12 protein-coding genes are annotated in these 15,143 nt (G+C 63.2%); 5 read left to right on the forward strand and 7 right to left on the reverse strand.

Translation table 11 applies throughout. The annotated features are described in order from the left end of the window. Positions 1 to 76 precede the first annotated feature (76 nt). From AB4136_RS21100 to AB4136_RS21110, 3 genes are all read right to left on the reverse strand, one after another. On the reverse strand, positions 77 to 868 hold the full coding sequence (locus AB4136_RS21100; RefSeq protein ID WP_024925224.1) for an ATP-binding cassette domain-containing protein: 792 nt from the start codon (positions 866 to 868) through the stop codon (positions 77 to 79). Next, a complete protein-coding gene (locus AB4136_RS21105) occupies positions 865 to 1,947 on the reverse strand; it encodes an ABC transporter permease (protein WP_024925223.1) in 1,083 nt (360 codons plus the stop codon). The genes AB4136_RS21100 and AB4136_RS21105 overlap by 4 nt, the downstream gene beginning before the upstream one ends. Positions 1,948 to 2,268: 321 nt before the next feature. After that, the gene (locus AB4136_RS21110) at positions 2,269 to 3,300 is read right to left on the reverse strand and encodes a sugar ABC transporter substrate-binding protein (protein ID WP_137901058.1); all 1,032 of its coding nucleotides are present in this window, start codon (positions 3,298 to 3,300) and stop codon (positions 2,269 to 2,271) included. A gap of 215 nt (positions 3,301 to 3,515) precedes the next feature. Here AB4136_RS21110 and AB4136_RS21115 point away from each other — a divergent pair, with 215 nt between their 5' ends. From AB4136_RS21115 to AB4136_RS21130, 4 genes are all read left to right on the forward strand, one after another. After that, positions 3,516 to 4,742, forward strand: a complete 1,227-nt coding sequence (locus AB4136_RS21115) for an ROK family transcriptional regulator (RefSeq protein WP_024925221.1) — start codon at positions 3,516 to 3,518, stop codon at positions 4,740 to 4,742. A 2-nt stretch (positions 4,743 to 4,744) separates the two neighbouring features. Then, complete coding sequence (locus AB4136_RS21120) at positions 4,745 to 5,182, forward strand: RbsD/FucU family protein (protein WP_024925220.1); 438 nt, start codon at positions 4,745 to 4,747, stop codon at positions 5,180 to 5,182. 5 nt (positions 5,183 to 5,187) lie between these two features. Further along, positions 5,188 to 6,111: a carbohydrate kinase family protein gene (locus AB4136_RS21125; RefSeq protein WP_024925219.1), complete on the forward strand. Its 924-nt coding sequence runs from the start codon at positions 5,188 to 5,190 to the stop codon at positions 6,109 to 6,111. Positions 6,112 to 6,372: 261 nt separating this feature from the next. Beyond that, positions 6,373 to 7,512, forward strand: coding sequence for a DegT/DnrJ/EryC1/StrS family aminotransferase (locus AB4136_RS21130; RefSeq protein WP_024925218.1), 1,140 nt, complete (start codon positions 6,373 to 6,375; stop codon positions 7,510 to 7,512). 51 nt (positions 7,513 to 7,563) lie between these two features. On the opposite strand, the gene cysQ is transcribed toward AB4136_RS21130, so the two are convergent. The 4 genes from cysQ to AB4136_RS21150 all read right to left on the reverse strand — a co-directional run bounded on the left by cysQ (position 7,564) and on the right by AB4136_RS21150 (position 13,338). Then, positions 7,564 to 8,337, reverse strand: coding sequence for a 3'(2'),5'-bisphosphate nucleotidase CysQ (gene cysQ / locus AB4136_RS21135; protein WP_036254906.1), 774 nt, complete (start codon positions 8,335 to 8,337; stop codon positions 7,564 to 7,566). Between the two features lie 42 nt (positions 8,338 to 8,379). After that, positions 8,380 to 10,317: a sulfate adenylyltransferase subunit CysN gene (gene cysN / locus AB4136_RS21140; RefSeq protein ID WP_024925217.1), complete on the reverse strand. Its 1,938-nt coding sequence runs from the start codon at positions 10,315 to 10,317 to the stop codon at positions 8,380 to 8,382. A 2-nt stretch (positions 10,318 to 10,319) separates the two neighbouring features. Further along, positions 10,320 to 11,225 (reverse strand): sulfate adenylyltransferase subunit CysD, encoded by a 906-nt coding sequence (cysD, locus tag AB4136_RS21145; protein WP_024925216.1) that lies wholly within the window; start codon positions 11,223 to 11,225, stop codon positions 10,320 to 10,322. Positions 11,226 to 11,997: 772 nt separating this feature from the next. Continuing rightward, complete coding sequence (locus tag AB4136_RS21150) at positions 11,998 to 13,338, reverse strand: DUF2793 domain-containing protein (protein WP_137901060.1); 1,341 nt, start codon at positions 13,336 to 13,338, stop codon at positions 11,998 to 12,000. Between the two features lie 745 nt (positions 13,339 to 14,083). Here AB4136_RS21150 and AB4136_RS21155 point away from each other — a divergent pair. Beyond that, complete coding sequence (locus AB4136_RS21155; RefSeq protein WP_024925214.1) at positions 14,084 to 15,115, forward strand: N-acetylneuraminate synthase family protein; 1,032 nt, start codon at positions 14,084 to 14,086, stop codon at positions 15,113 to 15,115. Positions 15,116 to 15,143: the final 28 nt, after the last annotated feature.

A 15,143-nucleotide genomic window follows, 5' to 3' on the forward strand; every position in this document is an offset into this window, starting at 1 on the left:
CAATCGATTTAAGTTCGCTAATATTCCGCGTTGCACCCAGAGCTTATCGCAATGCACTCCGGGCGCAATCAGGAACTCAGGCAGCGGCCCCTGCCATCTCCGGCGGCGCCTTGGCCCCGGTCATGAAGGCGACCGCATCCGACATCGAATAGTCCTTCGGGTTGATGACGGTCAGCCGCCGGCCGAGCCGGTGGATATGGATGCGATCGGCCACCTCGAAGACATGCGGCATGTTGTGCGAGATCAGCACGATGGGCAGGCCGCGCCGCTTCACGTCGAGGATCAGTTCCAGCACGCGCCGGCTTTCCTTGACGCCGAGTGCCGCCGTCGGCTCGTCCATGATGACGACACGGCTGCCGAAGGCGGCGGCGCGCGCCACCGCAACGCCCTGGCGCTGGCCGCCGGACAGCGTCTCGACCGCCTGGCCGATGTTCTGGATGGTCATCAGGCCGAGTTCCGTCAGCTTTTCGCGCGCGCGCTTCTCCATCGCCGTGCGGTCGAGCATGCGCAACCACGACCCCAATATGCCGGGCTTCCGCAGTTCGCGGCCGAGAAACATGTTGTCGGCGATCGACAGCGCCGGCGACAGAGCGAGGTTCTGGTAGACCGTTTCGATGCCGGCGTTGCGCGCCTCCATCGGCGATTTGAACTGCACCGGCTTGCCCTCCAGGCGGATTTCGCCCTCGTCCGGCGTGACCGCGCCGGAAATCGCCTTGATCAGCGACGACTTGCCGGCGCCGTTGTCGCCGATGACGGCGAGGATTTCGCCCGGATAGAGATCGAAATCGGCATTGTTCAGAGCGGTGACGCGGCCATAACGCTTGACCAGTCCGCGCGCGGTGAGAATGGGTTCTGGCTGTCCGGTCATCCTGCGACCTTCCTGATCCACTGGTCGATGGCGACGGCGCTGATAATCAGCACGCCAATCAACAGATAGGTCCATTGCGGGTCCGTGCCGATGAGGCGCAGCCCGAGCGAAAAGACGCCGACGATCAGCGCCCCGAAAAGCATGCCGAGGATGGAACCGCGGCCGCCGAACAGCGAGATGCCGCCAATCACCACCGCGGTGATGGATTCGATGTTGGCGAACTGGCCGGCGGTCGGCGATACCGAGCCGATGCGGCCGATGAGCAGCCAGCCGCCGAGCGCGCAGATCAGACCGGCCAGCATGTAGACCGAGACCAGTATGCGCTTGACGCGTACGCCGGACAGTTCCGCCGCGTCCGGATCGTCGCCGATCGCGTAGACATGGCGGCCCCAGGCGGTGTGGTTCAGCACATACCAGAGGATGGCCACCAGCAGCACCATGGCGATGACGCCATAGGTGAAAACCGCATTGCCCATCCGCAAATTGGTGCCGAAGAACTGGAGGATCGGCGCCTGTGTCTCGATGTCCTGGGCGCGGATCGTCTCATTGGCCGAATAGAGGAAGTTCGAGGCCAGAACGATCTGCCACATGCCGAGCGTAACGATGAAGGGTGGCAGTTTCATATAGGCGACGAGCGCGCCGTTGATCCAGCCGCACAACGCGCCGACGCCGAAGCCGCACAGGATCGCCAGCGAGGGCGGCAACCCGTAGCGGAAGGTGAACTGGCCCATCACCACTGACGACAGCACCATGATGGCGCCGACCGAAAGGTCGATGCCGGCCGTCAGGATGACCAGCGTCTGCGCCGCGCCGATCACGCCGGTGATCGCCACCTGCTGCAGGATCAGCGTCATCGAGAAGGCTGAGAAGAACTTGCCGCCGATGATGACGCCGAAGATCAGCACCGAGACCACCAGCACGATCAGCGGCACCGCAGCCGGATTGGAATGCAGGAAGTGCTGCACCTTCTCCACGCTCGAACGTGTGTGCGTGTCGAAATCAGCCACCGCCGTGTCGGCGCCGGTGAGTACCTTTTCGAATTCCTGCGGTCGCCTGGCGTCCGCCGAAGCGTCGGTCATGTCGGCTCCTCCCGATCGGGGATCTCTGCCCCCGTCATACGCCCAACGTAATGCCCGTCGACGTGCCGATGCCCTGTCCTCCGACCAGCCTCGCGTCAAAAACCGACACGCGAGTTGCTGGTCTGCAATCACCTTCCCCGGCAGGAGAAGAAGACGTCCGGAAGATAGGGCGCTCCGCCTTCGAGGCACCCTGCTGGAGCGCCGCGCGTCCATCTGGACGCACGGAACGCTCCAACACTTTCAATCTGCATATTGGCCCGAAAATCGGATCCGACTTTCGGGCCGATGCGCCAGACACTGTCACGCCGTCAGGCGTTCAGATCAACCCCAGCACTTGGCGAGGCCGGTCTTGACGTCGATGGAGTCGACGCCCTTGGCCGGCTTGCCGGTGACCAGCGCCACGCCTGTGTCGAAGAAGGTCTTGCCTTCGGTCGGCTTCGGCTTCTCGCCGCTGTCGGCGAACTTCTTGATCGCCTCCACGCCGAGCGAAGCCATCAGCAGCGGATATTGCTGCGAAGTGGCGCCGATGATGCCGGCCTCGACGTTCTTGACGCCCGGGCAACCACCGTCCACCGACACGATCAGCACGTTCTTTTCCACGCCGACGGCCTTCAGCGCCTCATAGGCGCCTGCAGCGGCCGGCTCGTTGATCGTGTGCACAACATTGATGCTCGGGTCCTTCTGGAGCAGGTTCTCCATGGCCTTGCGGCCGCCCTCTTCGTTGCCGTTGGTGACGTCGTGGCCGACGATGCGCGGATCGGTTTCGTCGCCGATCTTGGTCGGGTCCTTGGGGTCGATGCCGAAGCCGATCATGAAGCCCTGGTCGCGCAGCACGTCGACGGTCGGCTGCGACGGGGTGAGATCGAGGAAGGCTACCTTGGCGTCCTTGGCCTTGTCGCCCAGTGTGGCGGCGGCCCACTGGCCGATCAGCTTGCCGGCGAGCAGGTTGTCGGTGGCGAAGGTGGCATCCGCTGCGTCTGCCGGCTCCAGCGGCGTGTCGAGCGCGATCACCAGGATGCCGGCGTCGCGTGCCTTCTTGATGGTCGGCACGATGCCCTTGGTGTCGGAAGCGGTGATCAGGATGCCCTTGGCGCCGTCGGCGATGCAGCTTTCGATCGCCGCGACCTGGCTTTCGGTGTCGCCGTCGATCTTGCCAGCATAGGTCTTCAGGTTGACGCCCAGTTCCTTCGCCTTGGCGGTGGCGCCTTCCTTCATCTTGACGAAGAAGGGATTGGTGTCGGTCTTTGTGATCAGGCACGCACCGACCCCGGCCGCCGAAGCGGGAACGGTGAAGGCGGCAAGCGCGGCAACCGCCGCGCAGAACACGGACGTCTTCAAAACGGAAATTCGCATAGGTACTCCTCCCAGAACCAAGATTGGCGGCCCGCCTGCCGGGCATTGCGCCACGGCGCCCGAATGCCTTCCCGGTGGAGCGCCTGGCACGAACGAAACACCAAACATCGACATGAGTCAATAATTAAATCACTCTTATTTATTATTGACACACTTGCGGAGCCGGCACATTCTCGGCCAAAAGTCAGACAAGAAAAGACCGGAGGGAGGAGCGTTTGGACGACGGCGTTCAAAAGCACGGTTCGTCTGAGCCGGCCGCGAGCCGTCTTCATCGCGGCACGAACCAGAGCGGCATGCGCGACCACAATGAGCGGCTGGTGCTTTCGCTCGTGCGCCAGCATGGCGGGCTGGCCAAATCCGACATTGCCCGCATGACCGGCCTTTCGGCGCAGACCGTCTCCGTCATCATGCGCGAACTGGAGGACGAGGGCCTGCTGGTCAGGCGCGAGCCGCTGCGCGGGCGCATCGGCCAGCCCTCAATCCCGATGGCGCTCAACCCGGAAGGCGCCTTCTTCATCGGCCTCAAGATCGGCCGCCGCAGCGCCGAACTGGTGCTGATCGACTTCCTTGGCAAGGTGCGCGCCATGCTGCACCATTCCTATCGTTATCCCGAACCGTCGGAGACCGTCGATTTCGTCGCCAAGGGCGTCGCCAAGCTGCGGGCGGATCTGACGCCTGCACAGGATCGTCGCGTCGCCGGCCTCGGCATCGCCGTGCCATTCGAACTGTGGAGCTGGGCGGACGCGGCCGGCGCGCCGCGCTCGGTGATGGAGGAATGGCGCCACCGCGACATCCGCTCCGACATCCAGGCGCTGTGCGATTTCCCCGTCTATCTGCAGAACGACGCAACGGCGGCCTGCGGCGCGGAGCTGGTGTTCGGCAATGTCTCCGACGTGCGCGATTTCGTCTATTTCTACATCGGCGCCTTTGCCGGCGGCGGCGTGGTGCTCAACGGCCGCATCTATAGCGGCCCGACCGGCAATGCCGGCGCGCTGGGCTCGATGCCGGTTCCGGGGCCGGACGGCAGGCCAATCCAGCTCATCGACGTTGCCTCCATCGCCACGCTGGAGAAAACCCTCAACCAACGCGGCATCGACGCCCAACATCTTTGGACTTCGCCCGAGGACTGGGGCGAGATCGGCCCCGAGCTGGAGAGCTGGGTGGCGAACGCGGCCGCGGCACTTGCTTATGCCATCGTCGCTGCCGCCTCTGTAATCGATTTCGAGGAGGCGGTGATCGACGGCTGGCTGCCCGCGCCCGTGCGCCGCAGCCTGGTCGAGGCCGTCAACGCGGCGATCGGCCGGATCGACGCCGAAGGCCTCAAGCTGCCCGCCGTGCGCGAAGGCACAGTCGGCATCCACGCCCGCGCGCTCGGCGGCGCCAGCCTGCCGCTGTCCGAACGCTTCCTTGTTGGCCCACCCTCGGCATCCGGAACGTCCTGATTATGCTCATTGGAATCCCTTCCCTGCTCGGCCCCGAACTGTTGGCCGTCCTGCGCGCCATGGGCCATGGCGACGAGATCGCCATCGTCGACGGCAATTATCCGGCCGAGGAACAGGCCAAGCGGCTGATCCGCGCCGACGGGCTCGACCTGATCCCGGTGCTGGACGCCATTCTCACCGTGCTGCCGGTGGACGATTTCGTCGAAGAGGCGCTGTTCCGCTCCTCCACCAAAGGCGACCCGAAGCTGGTCGACCCTGTGCATGGCGAGATCGAGGCGGTATGCGCCCGGCGCGCGCCCGGCCGCAAGGTCGTCGCCCTGCCCGGTGCCGACTTCTACGCCAGGGTCAAGGCCGCGCATGTCATCGTCGCGACCTCCGAACCCAGACTCTACGCCAACATCGTCGTCCGCAAGGGCGTCATCTACCCGACCGGAGCCTGACGCCCATGATCCTTTGCTGCGGCGAGGCCCTGATCGACATGCTGCCGCGCGAGACCACCGCCGGCGAAGCGGCCTTCGCGCCTTATGTCGGCGGCGCAGTGTTCAACACGGCGGTCGCGCTCGGCCGGCTCGACCTGCCGGCCGGCTTCTTCACCGGCATCTCGACCGACTTCTATGGCGACATGCTGCGCGACGCGCTGGTTGCCAGCAATGTCACGCTGGATTTCATCAAATTCGCCGACCTGCCGACGACGCTGGCATTCGTGCGCCTCAGCGGCGGCCACGCCAGCTACCTGTTCTACGACGAAAACACCGCCGGCCGCATGTTGGTCGAATCCGACCTGCCAGCAGTCGGCGACGCGGTCGAGGCGATGCATTTTTCCTGCGTCAGCCTGATCCAGGAGCCCTGCGGCGCGACCTACGAGGCGCTGATGCGGCGCGAGCACGGCAAGCGGGTGATGATGTTCGATCCCAACATCCGCAAGAACTTCATCAAGGACAAGCCGAAACACCTAGCCCGCATGAAGCGCATGCTGGCCATGGCCGACATCGTCAAGCTGTCGGACGAGGACCTCGACTGGTTCGGCGAGAGCGGCTCGCTGGAGGAAATCGCCGCGCGCTGGCTACAGCTCGGCCCCAGCCTGATGGTGGTCACGCAGGGCGCCAAGGGTGTGCTGGCCTTTTCGAAGAGCCATGCCGTCTCGGTGCCGGCAACGCCGGTCACCGTCGTCGACACGGTCGGCGCCGGCGACACCATCAATGCCGGCATCCTCGCCTCGCTGCGCGACCAGGGCCTGCTTTCCAAACAGGCGATCGCCACGCTGTCCGAGGAACAGATCCGCACAATGCTTGCCTTCAGCGTCAAAGCTGCCGCCATCACGGTCTCCCGCGCCGGCGCCAATCCGCCCTGGCGGCGCGAACTCGCCTGAGATACGCCGGGTCGATCTCGGTCGGGCTCGCCAAAGCGGACTTCGCCAATCACATTATGTTTCGATCCGGCGGCCGACGCTCGCCTCGCCGCCCGCGAACGGCCGGAAACGCCTGTAAATCCGGCCTTTGCCGGCTCATCGCGCCAGGAACCGGGTAACATGGCCGGCTGCTGCCTGTGGTCGCGCCCTGCCCGCGCGGCTTTTCGGCGCCGTGCAACTCTGTTACCAGCGGCGCGTTATCAGGCAAATATTGGGGCCGACATGCAGTTCATCGATCTTGGCGCACAGCGCGAGCGTATCCAGGACCGCCTGACGCAGGCGATCGACCGCGTCGTCAAAGACGGCAAATACATCCTCGGCCCGCAGGTTGCCGAATTCGAAGCCAAGCTCGCCGACTATGTCGGCGTCAAGCATGTGGTGGCCTGCGCCAACGGCACCGACGCGCTGCTCCTGCCGCTCTATGCTTCCGGCATCGGGCCTGGCGACGCCGTGTTCGTGCCGAGCTTCACCTTCGCCGCCACCGCCGAGGTCGTCGCGCTCGCCAAGGCCGAGCCGGTCTTCGTCGATGTCGACGCCAAGACCTACAACATCGACATCGAGAGCCTTGAAGCAGCCATCGCCATGGTCAAGGCCGAGGGCCGCCTGACGCCGAAAGCGATCATCCCGGTCGACCTGTTCGGCCTTTCCGCCGACTACGACGCCATCATGGCGATCGCCAAGCGCGAGAAGCTTCTGGTCATCGAGGACGCCGCCCAGTCGATCGGCGGCACCGCCGACGGTCTCAAATGCGGCGCCTTCGGCCATGTCGCCGGCACCTCCTTCTACCCGGCCAAGCCGCTCGGCTGCTATGGCGATGGCGGCGCCATGTTCACCAACGATGCGGCGCTCGCCGACAAGCTGCGTTCCTTCGCCTTCCACGGCAAGGGCGCGACGCAATACGACAACGTCCATGTCGGCATCAATTCGCGCCTAGACACGCTGCAGGCGGCGATCCTGATCGAGAAGCTCGCCATCCTCGAGGACGAGATGATCGCCCGACAGAAGGTGGCTGCCCGTTATGCCGAAGGCCTCGGCGACATCGTCACCGCCGCGCGCAATCTCGACGGCAGCCGCTCGGCCTGGGCGCAATACGCCATCGAGACGCCGAAGCGCGACGGGCTGAAGGCGCATCTGCAGGAAAAGGGCATTCCCTCGGTCATCTATTACGTGAAGCCGCTGCACGAGCAGGTGGCCTATCGCCACTTCCCGCGCACGCCGACCGGGCTCACCGTGTCGGAAGACCTGCCGAAGCGCATCCTGTGTCTACCCATGCACCCGTATCTCAGCACATCCGACCAGGACCGCGTCATCGAGACGATCCGCAACTATATCGGCTCGAATTCAGCGCAGGCGGCCGAGTAGCCGCCTCTTCGGGTCTCCGTCTCCCCGCAAGCGGGAGACGGAAAAACCTCATTACCTTCCCCGGGCAATAAAGAACGGGTTGGCGAAATCCGCGTCGTGCGGCTGGCTGCGCTTGCCATAGGCGAGTGGCGTGCCGTCAAGCGTCTGCGTGGTGCCACCGGCGGCGCGCAGCACCGCATCGCCTGCCGCTGTGTCCCATTCCATGGTGCGGCCGAAGCGGGGATAGACGTCTGCCGAAGCTTGCGCCAGCAGGCAGAATTTCAGCGACGATCCCACCGAGACGATCTCGGTTTCGCCCAGCGTCGCGATATAGGCATCGGTCTCCGCCGTGCGGTGCGATCGACTGGCGACGACAGCGAGCGGCGAACCCGCCCGGCGCACTGTTATCTCGCGCCGCAAACCGACAGCGAAACCGGCATCGACCTCCGCTACTTCCGCCCTGCCCGGCCGGCCAAGATAGAGATGCCCCGAACAGGGCGCGAAGACCACGCCGACTTCCGGCGCGCCATGGCGCACCAGCGCGATGTTGACGGTGAAGTCGTTGCCGCGCTTGACGAACTCCTTGGTGCCGTCGAGCGGGTCGATCAGGAAGAAGGCGTTACCCAGCGCCTCTGGCAAAATGCCGGCGCTGACCTCTTCTTCCGCCACGCAAGGAATGGCCGGATAGGCGTCGCGCAGGCCAGCCAGGATGATCACCTCCGCCTCGCGGTCGGCGATCGTCACCGGCGAGGCGTCGGCCTTGGCATCGACGGCGCAGCCTTCGTGAAAGATGCGCATGATGGCTTGGCCGGCAACGAGAGCCAGCCTTTCGAACACGACGAGCATCGCCGCGTCGGCCGCTTCTTCTGCTATGTGGGCCGCGCTCATCTAGATGCCGCCGCCGCTCTCATATTGCGTTTCGGCCTTGTCGCGCTCGGCCAGCCAGTCGTCCAGAATATCCACCATCTCCTCGACCGTGCGGCCGACGGTTTCGAGACGGATTTCCGGATTTTCCGGCGGCTCGTAAGGCGAATCGACGCCGGTGAAGTTCTTGATCTCACCGCGCATTGCCCGCGCATAGAGGCCCTTCGGGTCACGCCGCGCGCATTCCTCGAACGGGGTGTCGACGAACACCTCGACGAACTCGCCGCCGGCCATCAGTTCGCGCGCCAGGCGCCGCTCGGCGCGGAAGGGCGAGATGAAGGAGACCAGCACGATCAAGCCGGCATCTGCCATCAGCTTGGCCACCTCGGCGACGCGGCGGATGTTCTCGACACGGTCGGCATCGGTAAAGCCGAGATCGCGGTTGAGGCCGTGGCGCACATTGTCGCCGTCGAGCAGATAGGTGTGGCGGCCGGTGGCGGCCAGCTTCTTCTCGAGCAGGTTGGCGATGGTCGACTTGCCCGAACCCGACAGGCCGGTGAACCAGAACACCGCCGGCCGCTGGTGCTTCATGTCGGCGCGGGCGCGCTTGTCGATGTCGAGCGACTGCCAGTGGATGTTCTCGGCGCGGCGCAGCGCGTGCTGGATCATGCCGGCGCCAACGGTGGCGTTGGTGATGCGGTCGATCAGGATGAAGGCGCCGGTCGAGCGGTTCTCGGCAAAGGCGTCGAAGACCAGCGGCGTGCGCGTCGAGATGTTGACGACGCCGACCTCGTTCATCTCCAGCGACTTCGCCGCCTCGTGCGAGAAATCGTTGATGTTGAGGCGGTGCTTCAGTTCGGTGACGGTCGCGCTCGCCTGGTCGGTCTCGGTGCGCAGGATGTAGGAGCGGCCGGGCAACAGCGCCTGTTCGTCGAACCAGACCAGATTGGCGGCAAACTGGTCGGCCACCTGCGGGCGGGCGTCCGCCTGCACCAGCATGTTGCCGCGCGAGACCTCGACCTCTTCGTCCAGAACCAGCGTCACCGCCTGGCCGGCGACGGCCTGCTGGAGGTCGCCGCCATGGGCGACGATGCGCTTGACGCGTGCAGCGCGACCGGACTTGGCCACCACGACCTCGTCGCCGCGCGCAACGGTGCCGGAAGCGACGGTACCGGCGAAACCGCGGAAGTCGAGGTTCGGCCGGTTGACATATTGGACCGGGAAACGGAACGGCTGGCCGGCGGCGGCGCTGTCGACCGGCACCGTCTCGAGATGCTCGATCAGTGTCGGGCCCTGATACCAGGCCATGCGTTCGGAGCGCGCCGAGACATTGTCGCCGAAGCGCGCCGACATCGGGATGGGTGCGATGCTTTCGAAGCCGAGATCGCGGGCGAAATCGCGATATTCGGCAACGATGCGATCGAAGGTGACGCGGTCGAAGTCGACCAGGTCGATCTTGTTCACCGCCAGCGCGATGTGGCGGATGCCGAGCAGCGAGGCGATGATGGAGTGGCGCCGGGTCTGGCGCAGCACGCCCTGGCGCGCGTCGATCAGCACGATGGCGAGATCGGCGGTGGAGGCGCCGGTCGCCATGTTGCGCGTATATTGTTCGTGGCCGGGCGTGTCGGCGACGATGAATTTGCGCTTCGGCGTGGCGAAGAAGCGGTAGGCGACATCGATGGTGATGCCCTGCTCCCGCTCGGCCTCCAGGCCGTCGACCAGAAGCGCGAAATCGATATCCTCGCCGGTGGTGCCGTGCTTGCGGGAATCGCGCTCAAGGGCTGCGAGCTGGTCCTCGAAGATCTGCTTGGTGTCGGACAGAAGGCGACCGATCAGCGTCGACTTGCCGTCGTCCACCGAACCGCAGGTGAGGAAGCGCAGCAGCGACTTCTTCTCCTGCGCGGCCAGATAGTCGCGCACGTCGCTGCTGGGCGCCAGGGTTTTTGCCGGTACATGACGCATCGTCAAAAATAACCCTCGCGCTTCTTCTTTTCCATCGAGCCCGCTTCGTCGCGGTCGATCAGGCGGCCCTGGCGCTCGGAAGTGCGCGCCGTCAGCATCTCGCCGACGATGGCTTCCAACGTGTCGGCGTCGGACTCGATGGCGCCGGTCAGCGGATAGCAGCCCAGCGTGCGGAAGCGCACCAGACGGTTTTCCACCGTCTCGCCGGGCCTCAGCTTCATGCGGTCGTCGTCCTTCAGGATCAGCATGCCGTCGCGTTCCACAACCGGCCGCTCCTTGGCGAAGTAGAGCGGCACGATCGGGATATCTTCCTGGAGGATGTACTGCCAGATGTCGAGCTCGGTCCAGTTGGAGAGCGGAAAGACGCGGATCGATTCACCGGCGGCGATGCGGGTGTTGTAGATGTTCCACATTTCCGGCCGCTGGTTCTTCGGGTCCCAGGCGTGGGCGGCGTTGCGGAAAGAGAAGATGCGCTCCTTGGCGCGCGATTTCTCCTCGTCGCGGCGGGCGCCGCCGAAGGCCGCGTCAAAACCGTATTTGTCGAGCGCCTGGCGCAGCCCAACCGTCTTCATGACGTGGGTGTGCACGTTCGAACCGTGGTCGAACGGGTTGATGTTGTCGCGCACGCCGTCCTCGTTGACGTGCACCAAAAGGTCGAAGCCGAGCTTTTCCGCCATGTGATCGCGAAAGGCGATCATCTCGCGGAACTTCCAGGTGGTGTCGACATGCAGGAAGGGAAATGGCGGCTTGGCCGGATAAAAGGCCTTCATCGCCAGGTGCATTAGCACCGAGGAATCCTTGCCGACCGAATAAAGCATGACCGGCTTGGAGAAATTCGCCGCGACCTCGCGGAAGATATGGATGGACTCGGCTTCCAACCGCTGGAGATGGGTGAGTGCCATGTTCATCGATTGGGTCTCTGGTCGCCGCGGCCCCGCCACGGGATAGATAGGAACGAACAACCGCTGGCGGAACAAGCTGTCGCGGTTCTTGGCCGGCTGCCGAACCTGTCACCTTCTAACGGTAGAAACCGCTGTCGCCAACATTGCCAAGGCTCTTTCGCCTTGCGCAATGAGTTGAATTTTTCGCGCAAATGGCCGTTCTTGGAAATTCTCTACGGCCTGACGTGCGCGAGCACTGCCTGCTTCGATTGGATCGTTCTGTTTCCACGATGACGCGGCGTCCGCGCCGCCGCGGATCAGGGCAAGCGAACAAGGCCGGCATCAGCCTTCCCCTCTTCTACGGGGTGCATCTGTCCCCGCTTGGCAGGGAGCGGGCCGTAGGGACGGGCCAGCACGCCGCCCCTCCCCGTTCACGGGAGAGCTATCGCACATGGTTTCAAGATGGGTGCAGAGGCCCCTCGTCATTCCCGACCTCGTGAGCGACGAAGGAGCGGAGAGTGTCGGGAATCCACGCCGTGACCGAGGAACTGCAAAAAAAATGCTGGAGGGCAGGGCGAACTCTACATTTTTCAGTTTTCCCGTCTGGAGGGCCCATGACGGAGATGTTCCGGCATGAATTCCCGACACTCTCCGGTCGCTTCGCTCCCTCACGAGGTCGGGAATGACGAGCTTCAACCGCCCGACGCCAAGATTGGCAGCCGCCATATGCCATTGCCCTGTCGTTCGCAGGAGTATCGCACGCGGCACACCAGAAGCGGGATAGGCACCCCATCCCCCGTCAGACCCAGACACCACAGACCGAGATGGTGGTCGCTCCCAGCGTGTTGGCGCCATTGCCGTCCTCGCGCACATAAACGAGGTTCGAGTTCGAAACCGGTGACAATTGCGTGGTGGGCACGATGTGCATGGTGGTGTTGACCGCGCCGTCGGACAGGCTGTTGCCGCCGAAAAACGACCCCGCGCCGGTATCGCGCGACAAGAGAACGCCGACCCTTGTGCCGATGCCCTGCACATCGCATCTGAACGTGATCGCCGCCTGGCGGAACACGGCGCCCAACTGGTTCTGCAGCATGGGCGAGATATCCAGCGCATAGCCACGGGTAAAGCCGGCGGGAACACCAGGCCGGCCGGCAATATCGCCAAGCTGGACAACTTCCCCGGCCACCCATCCCGCCACGTCCGCGGCGCTGGTGACCTGAAGCTGGTTGGCGGCCGGGTTCCACTTGATCCACGCCGGCTGCGCTGCCGCCTTGGAGACATTCCACACCCTGACATAGGAGACGTCGCGCATCGTGGTGTCGAAGAACAGGTCTGCGTCGTTGGCGGCCAGCGTCAGCACGCTTCCGGCGACCGCCGACAACGTCGCCTGGCGCGGATCCTGGCTGCGGGTGCGCGAAAGCCGCAAGATCGACACCTGCCCATCGCCGCCGGGCGTCAGGATCATGCCGCTCAGTGGCTTGCGCGTCGCGGCATGCTCGACGCCGGCCGGAAATCGCACCGCGCCCGTGCCCTTGTCGGCGACCAGCGCCTCGTTCCAGCTCGCACCATCGGCGCTGGTCTTGACGCGCCAGTCGTCATCGCCGGCGAGCCCGAATTCGGCGCGGCCCGAATAGCCGGTCTGGAACAAAACGGTGGCGCTGTGGCCGGCGCCTGCCTTGTTGACCTTCACCTGATGGCCGGCGCCGACATTGTCGAACAACACCGCCTCCGAACGCACCACGAGGCGGTTCGTGACATCGGCGGTGGCGTTGACGCCAAGCCGCTGCAGCGAGGTGGCCTCGTCGACCGCGGCCCAGACACCGCCATCGAAGGCAAGGAGCCGTGTCTCGTCCGCCACCCAGGCCAGCCAGCCCCGCCGTGGCACCAGGAAGGCCCAGGCGCCGTCCTGCCAGGCGGCAATCATGCCGGCCTTGCCCGCCCAGGCACCCGTCGGCGAGACAGCGACCAGATAGCGGTCGCCCTCCTGCGGACTTGCCGGCGGTGCGGCGAGGTCACGGTCGAGCACCGCAAGTTGCACGACGGCGTCCAGCCGACGCAACGCCTCATTGTGGATGACGTGTTTCTGGGCTTGCGAAGGAAGGATGTAGGGAAGTTCGAGAAGTTTGGTCTGTTCGCTCATGGCACCCTCTGCGTTTGCCCGATTTTGCGGGCGCGGCAGTGGTGGTGAATAAAATCAAAGGCACGATGTCAGTAGATTTGTCGCAAACGGCTGTTTTCGTGGGGCGAAATTTTTCGCCGACGGTCATGAGAGGTGGGGCGTATTCACATGGCGCCGAGAAGCAATGCGAGCTCATGATTGAACGGGAAGGAATAAGGTTCTGATACGAGACCCGCATGAAACTGCCGCGCTCAACTGCGCAAGATACCACGAAATACGACCTTAAAAAAAAATACACCCGATTTCACTTCATTAAATCACAATCATTCAATATATATAAATTTATACATTAAATCATTGCACGGCGATCGTGAAATTAAATTGCGTAGCAATTTAATTTCACATAACCGGAGTATTATTTGAAAATCCCCTCAACATTCCAATCAACACACAAAACACTGATAGCTCGATCTTCCGCAGTGGCGAACTTCGTTCCGCCCTCGGCCTAAGGGACGCGACGCATACGCCCAACTGCAATTGTAAGCAGCGCTCGCATTCTCAATTGGCAGCAACGGGAGACCAAGGTAGGGTTGGAGTTGTAGCTTAGCGAGAATGAGAGATAGCTGCAAATAGCCCTCCCTCTGTCGCGAATGCTTGCTATTTTCAACGAAAGTTGACTAACACAGGCGCTCTTCCCCTGGCTGCTCAATGGTGCCGGCAAGTGTCGATAATCTGCAGCCGACTTGGTAATGAGATAAATTCAAACATGAAGACATTCGTAATTGCCGAAATCGGCGTAAATCACAATGGAAAGCTGGCACTGGCACTGGAGCTAGTCGAAAAGGCCGCCAACGCCGGCGCACATGCCGCAAAATTTCAAACGTTCAAGGCCGATTCTATTACGGCAAAGAACACAGCAACCGTCGCTTATCAGCAAGTCTCGGGCGCGCAGGATCAGCATGCGATGCTGAAGGATCTGGAACTTAGCGAAGCCGATCACAAGGCAGTTGCCGCTCGCTGTAGAGATTTAGGCATCGAATTTATGTCAACTGCCTTCGACACTGCATCGCTCGACATGCTGTGCGACATCGGCATTCGCCGAATCAAAATCCCCTCCGGCGAAGTCAACAACGAGCCTTATCTTGAGGATTGCGCGAGACGTGGACTTCCAATTATTTTGTCCACGGGCATGGCAAATCTTGCTGAAGTTCAGCGTGCGGTAGAAGTTGTGACTGCAGGCACCCCTGCGGATCTCCCTAAAGACCCCGCTGGACTGCCTCCTCTGGTCGTCCTTCATTGCACGAGTGCATACCCTTCCCCGTTCAAAGATGTGAACCTGCGAGCGATGGCAACCATGGCTAGGGAACTTGGAGTACCTGTTGGCTATTCCGATCACACAGCCGGAATACTGGTACCGCCGATCGCCGTTGCCATGGGCGCAATCGTAATTGAAAAACACATAACGCTGGATCGAGCGATGCCAGGGCCGGATCATTCCGCCTCAATCGAGCCCTACGAACTATCCGACATGATGCAAGCAATTGCCAATACAGAAACCCTTCTAGGCGACGGCACCAAGCAGGTTCGTCCAATTGAAGAAGAAGCCCGCAGACTTGTGCGACGCGGGTTAAAGGCCGCGCGCGCCATGCCGGCGGGTGAGGTGTTAAGTTTGTCGGATATTGCCATCCTCAGACCGGCCACCGGCCTTTCACCAGAGTACTACAAATCGCTGGTTGGCCGACGCCTTTCAAAAGCGGTTGCACCAGGCGACCCCCTGGACTACTCCCACTTCGAGTAAGCGCGTCCTCATAAGACGCAAACTAGGA

Source organism: Mesorhizobium sp. 2RAF21 (assembly GCF_052115345.1).
Taxonomy (GTDB): Bacteria; Pseudomonadota; Alphaproteobacteria; order Rhizobiales; family Rhizobiaceae; genus Mesorhizobium; species Mesorhizobium terrae.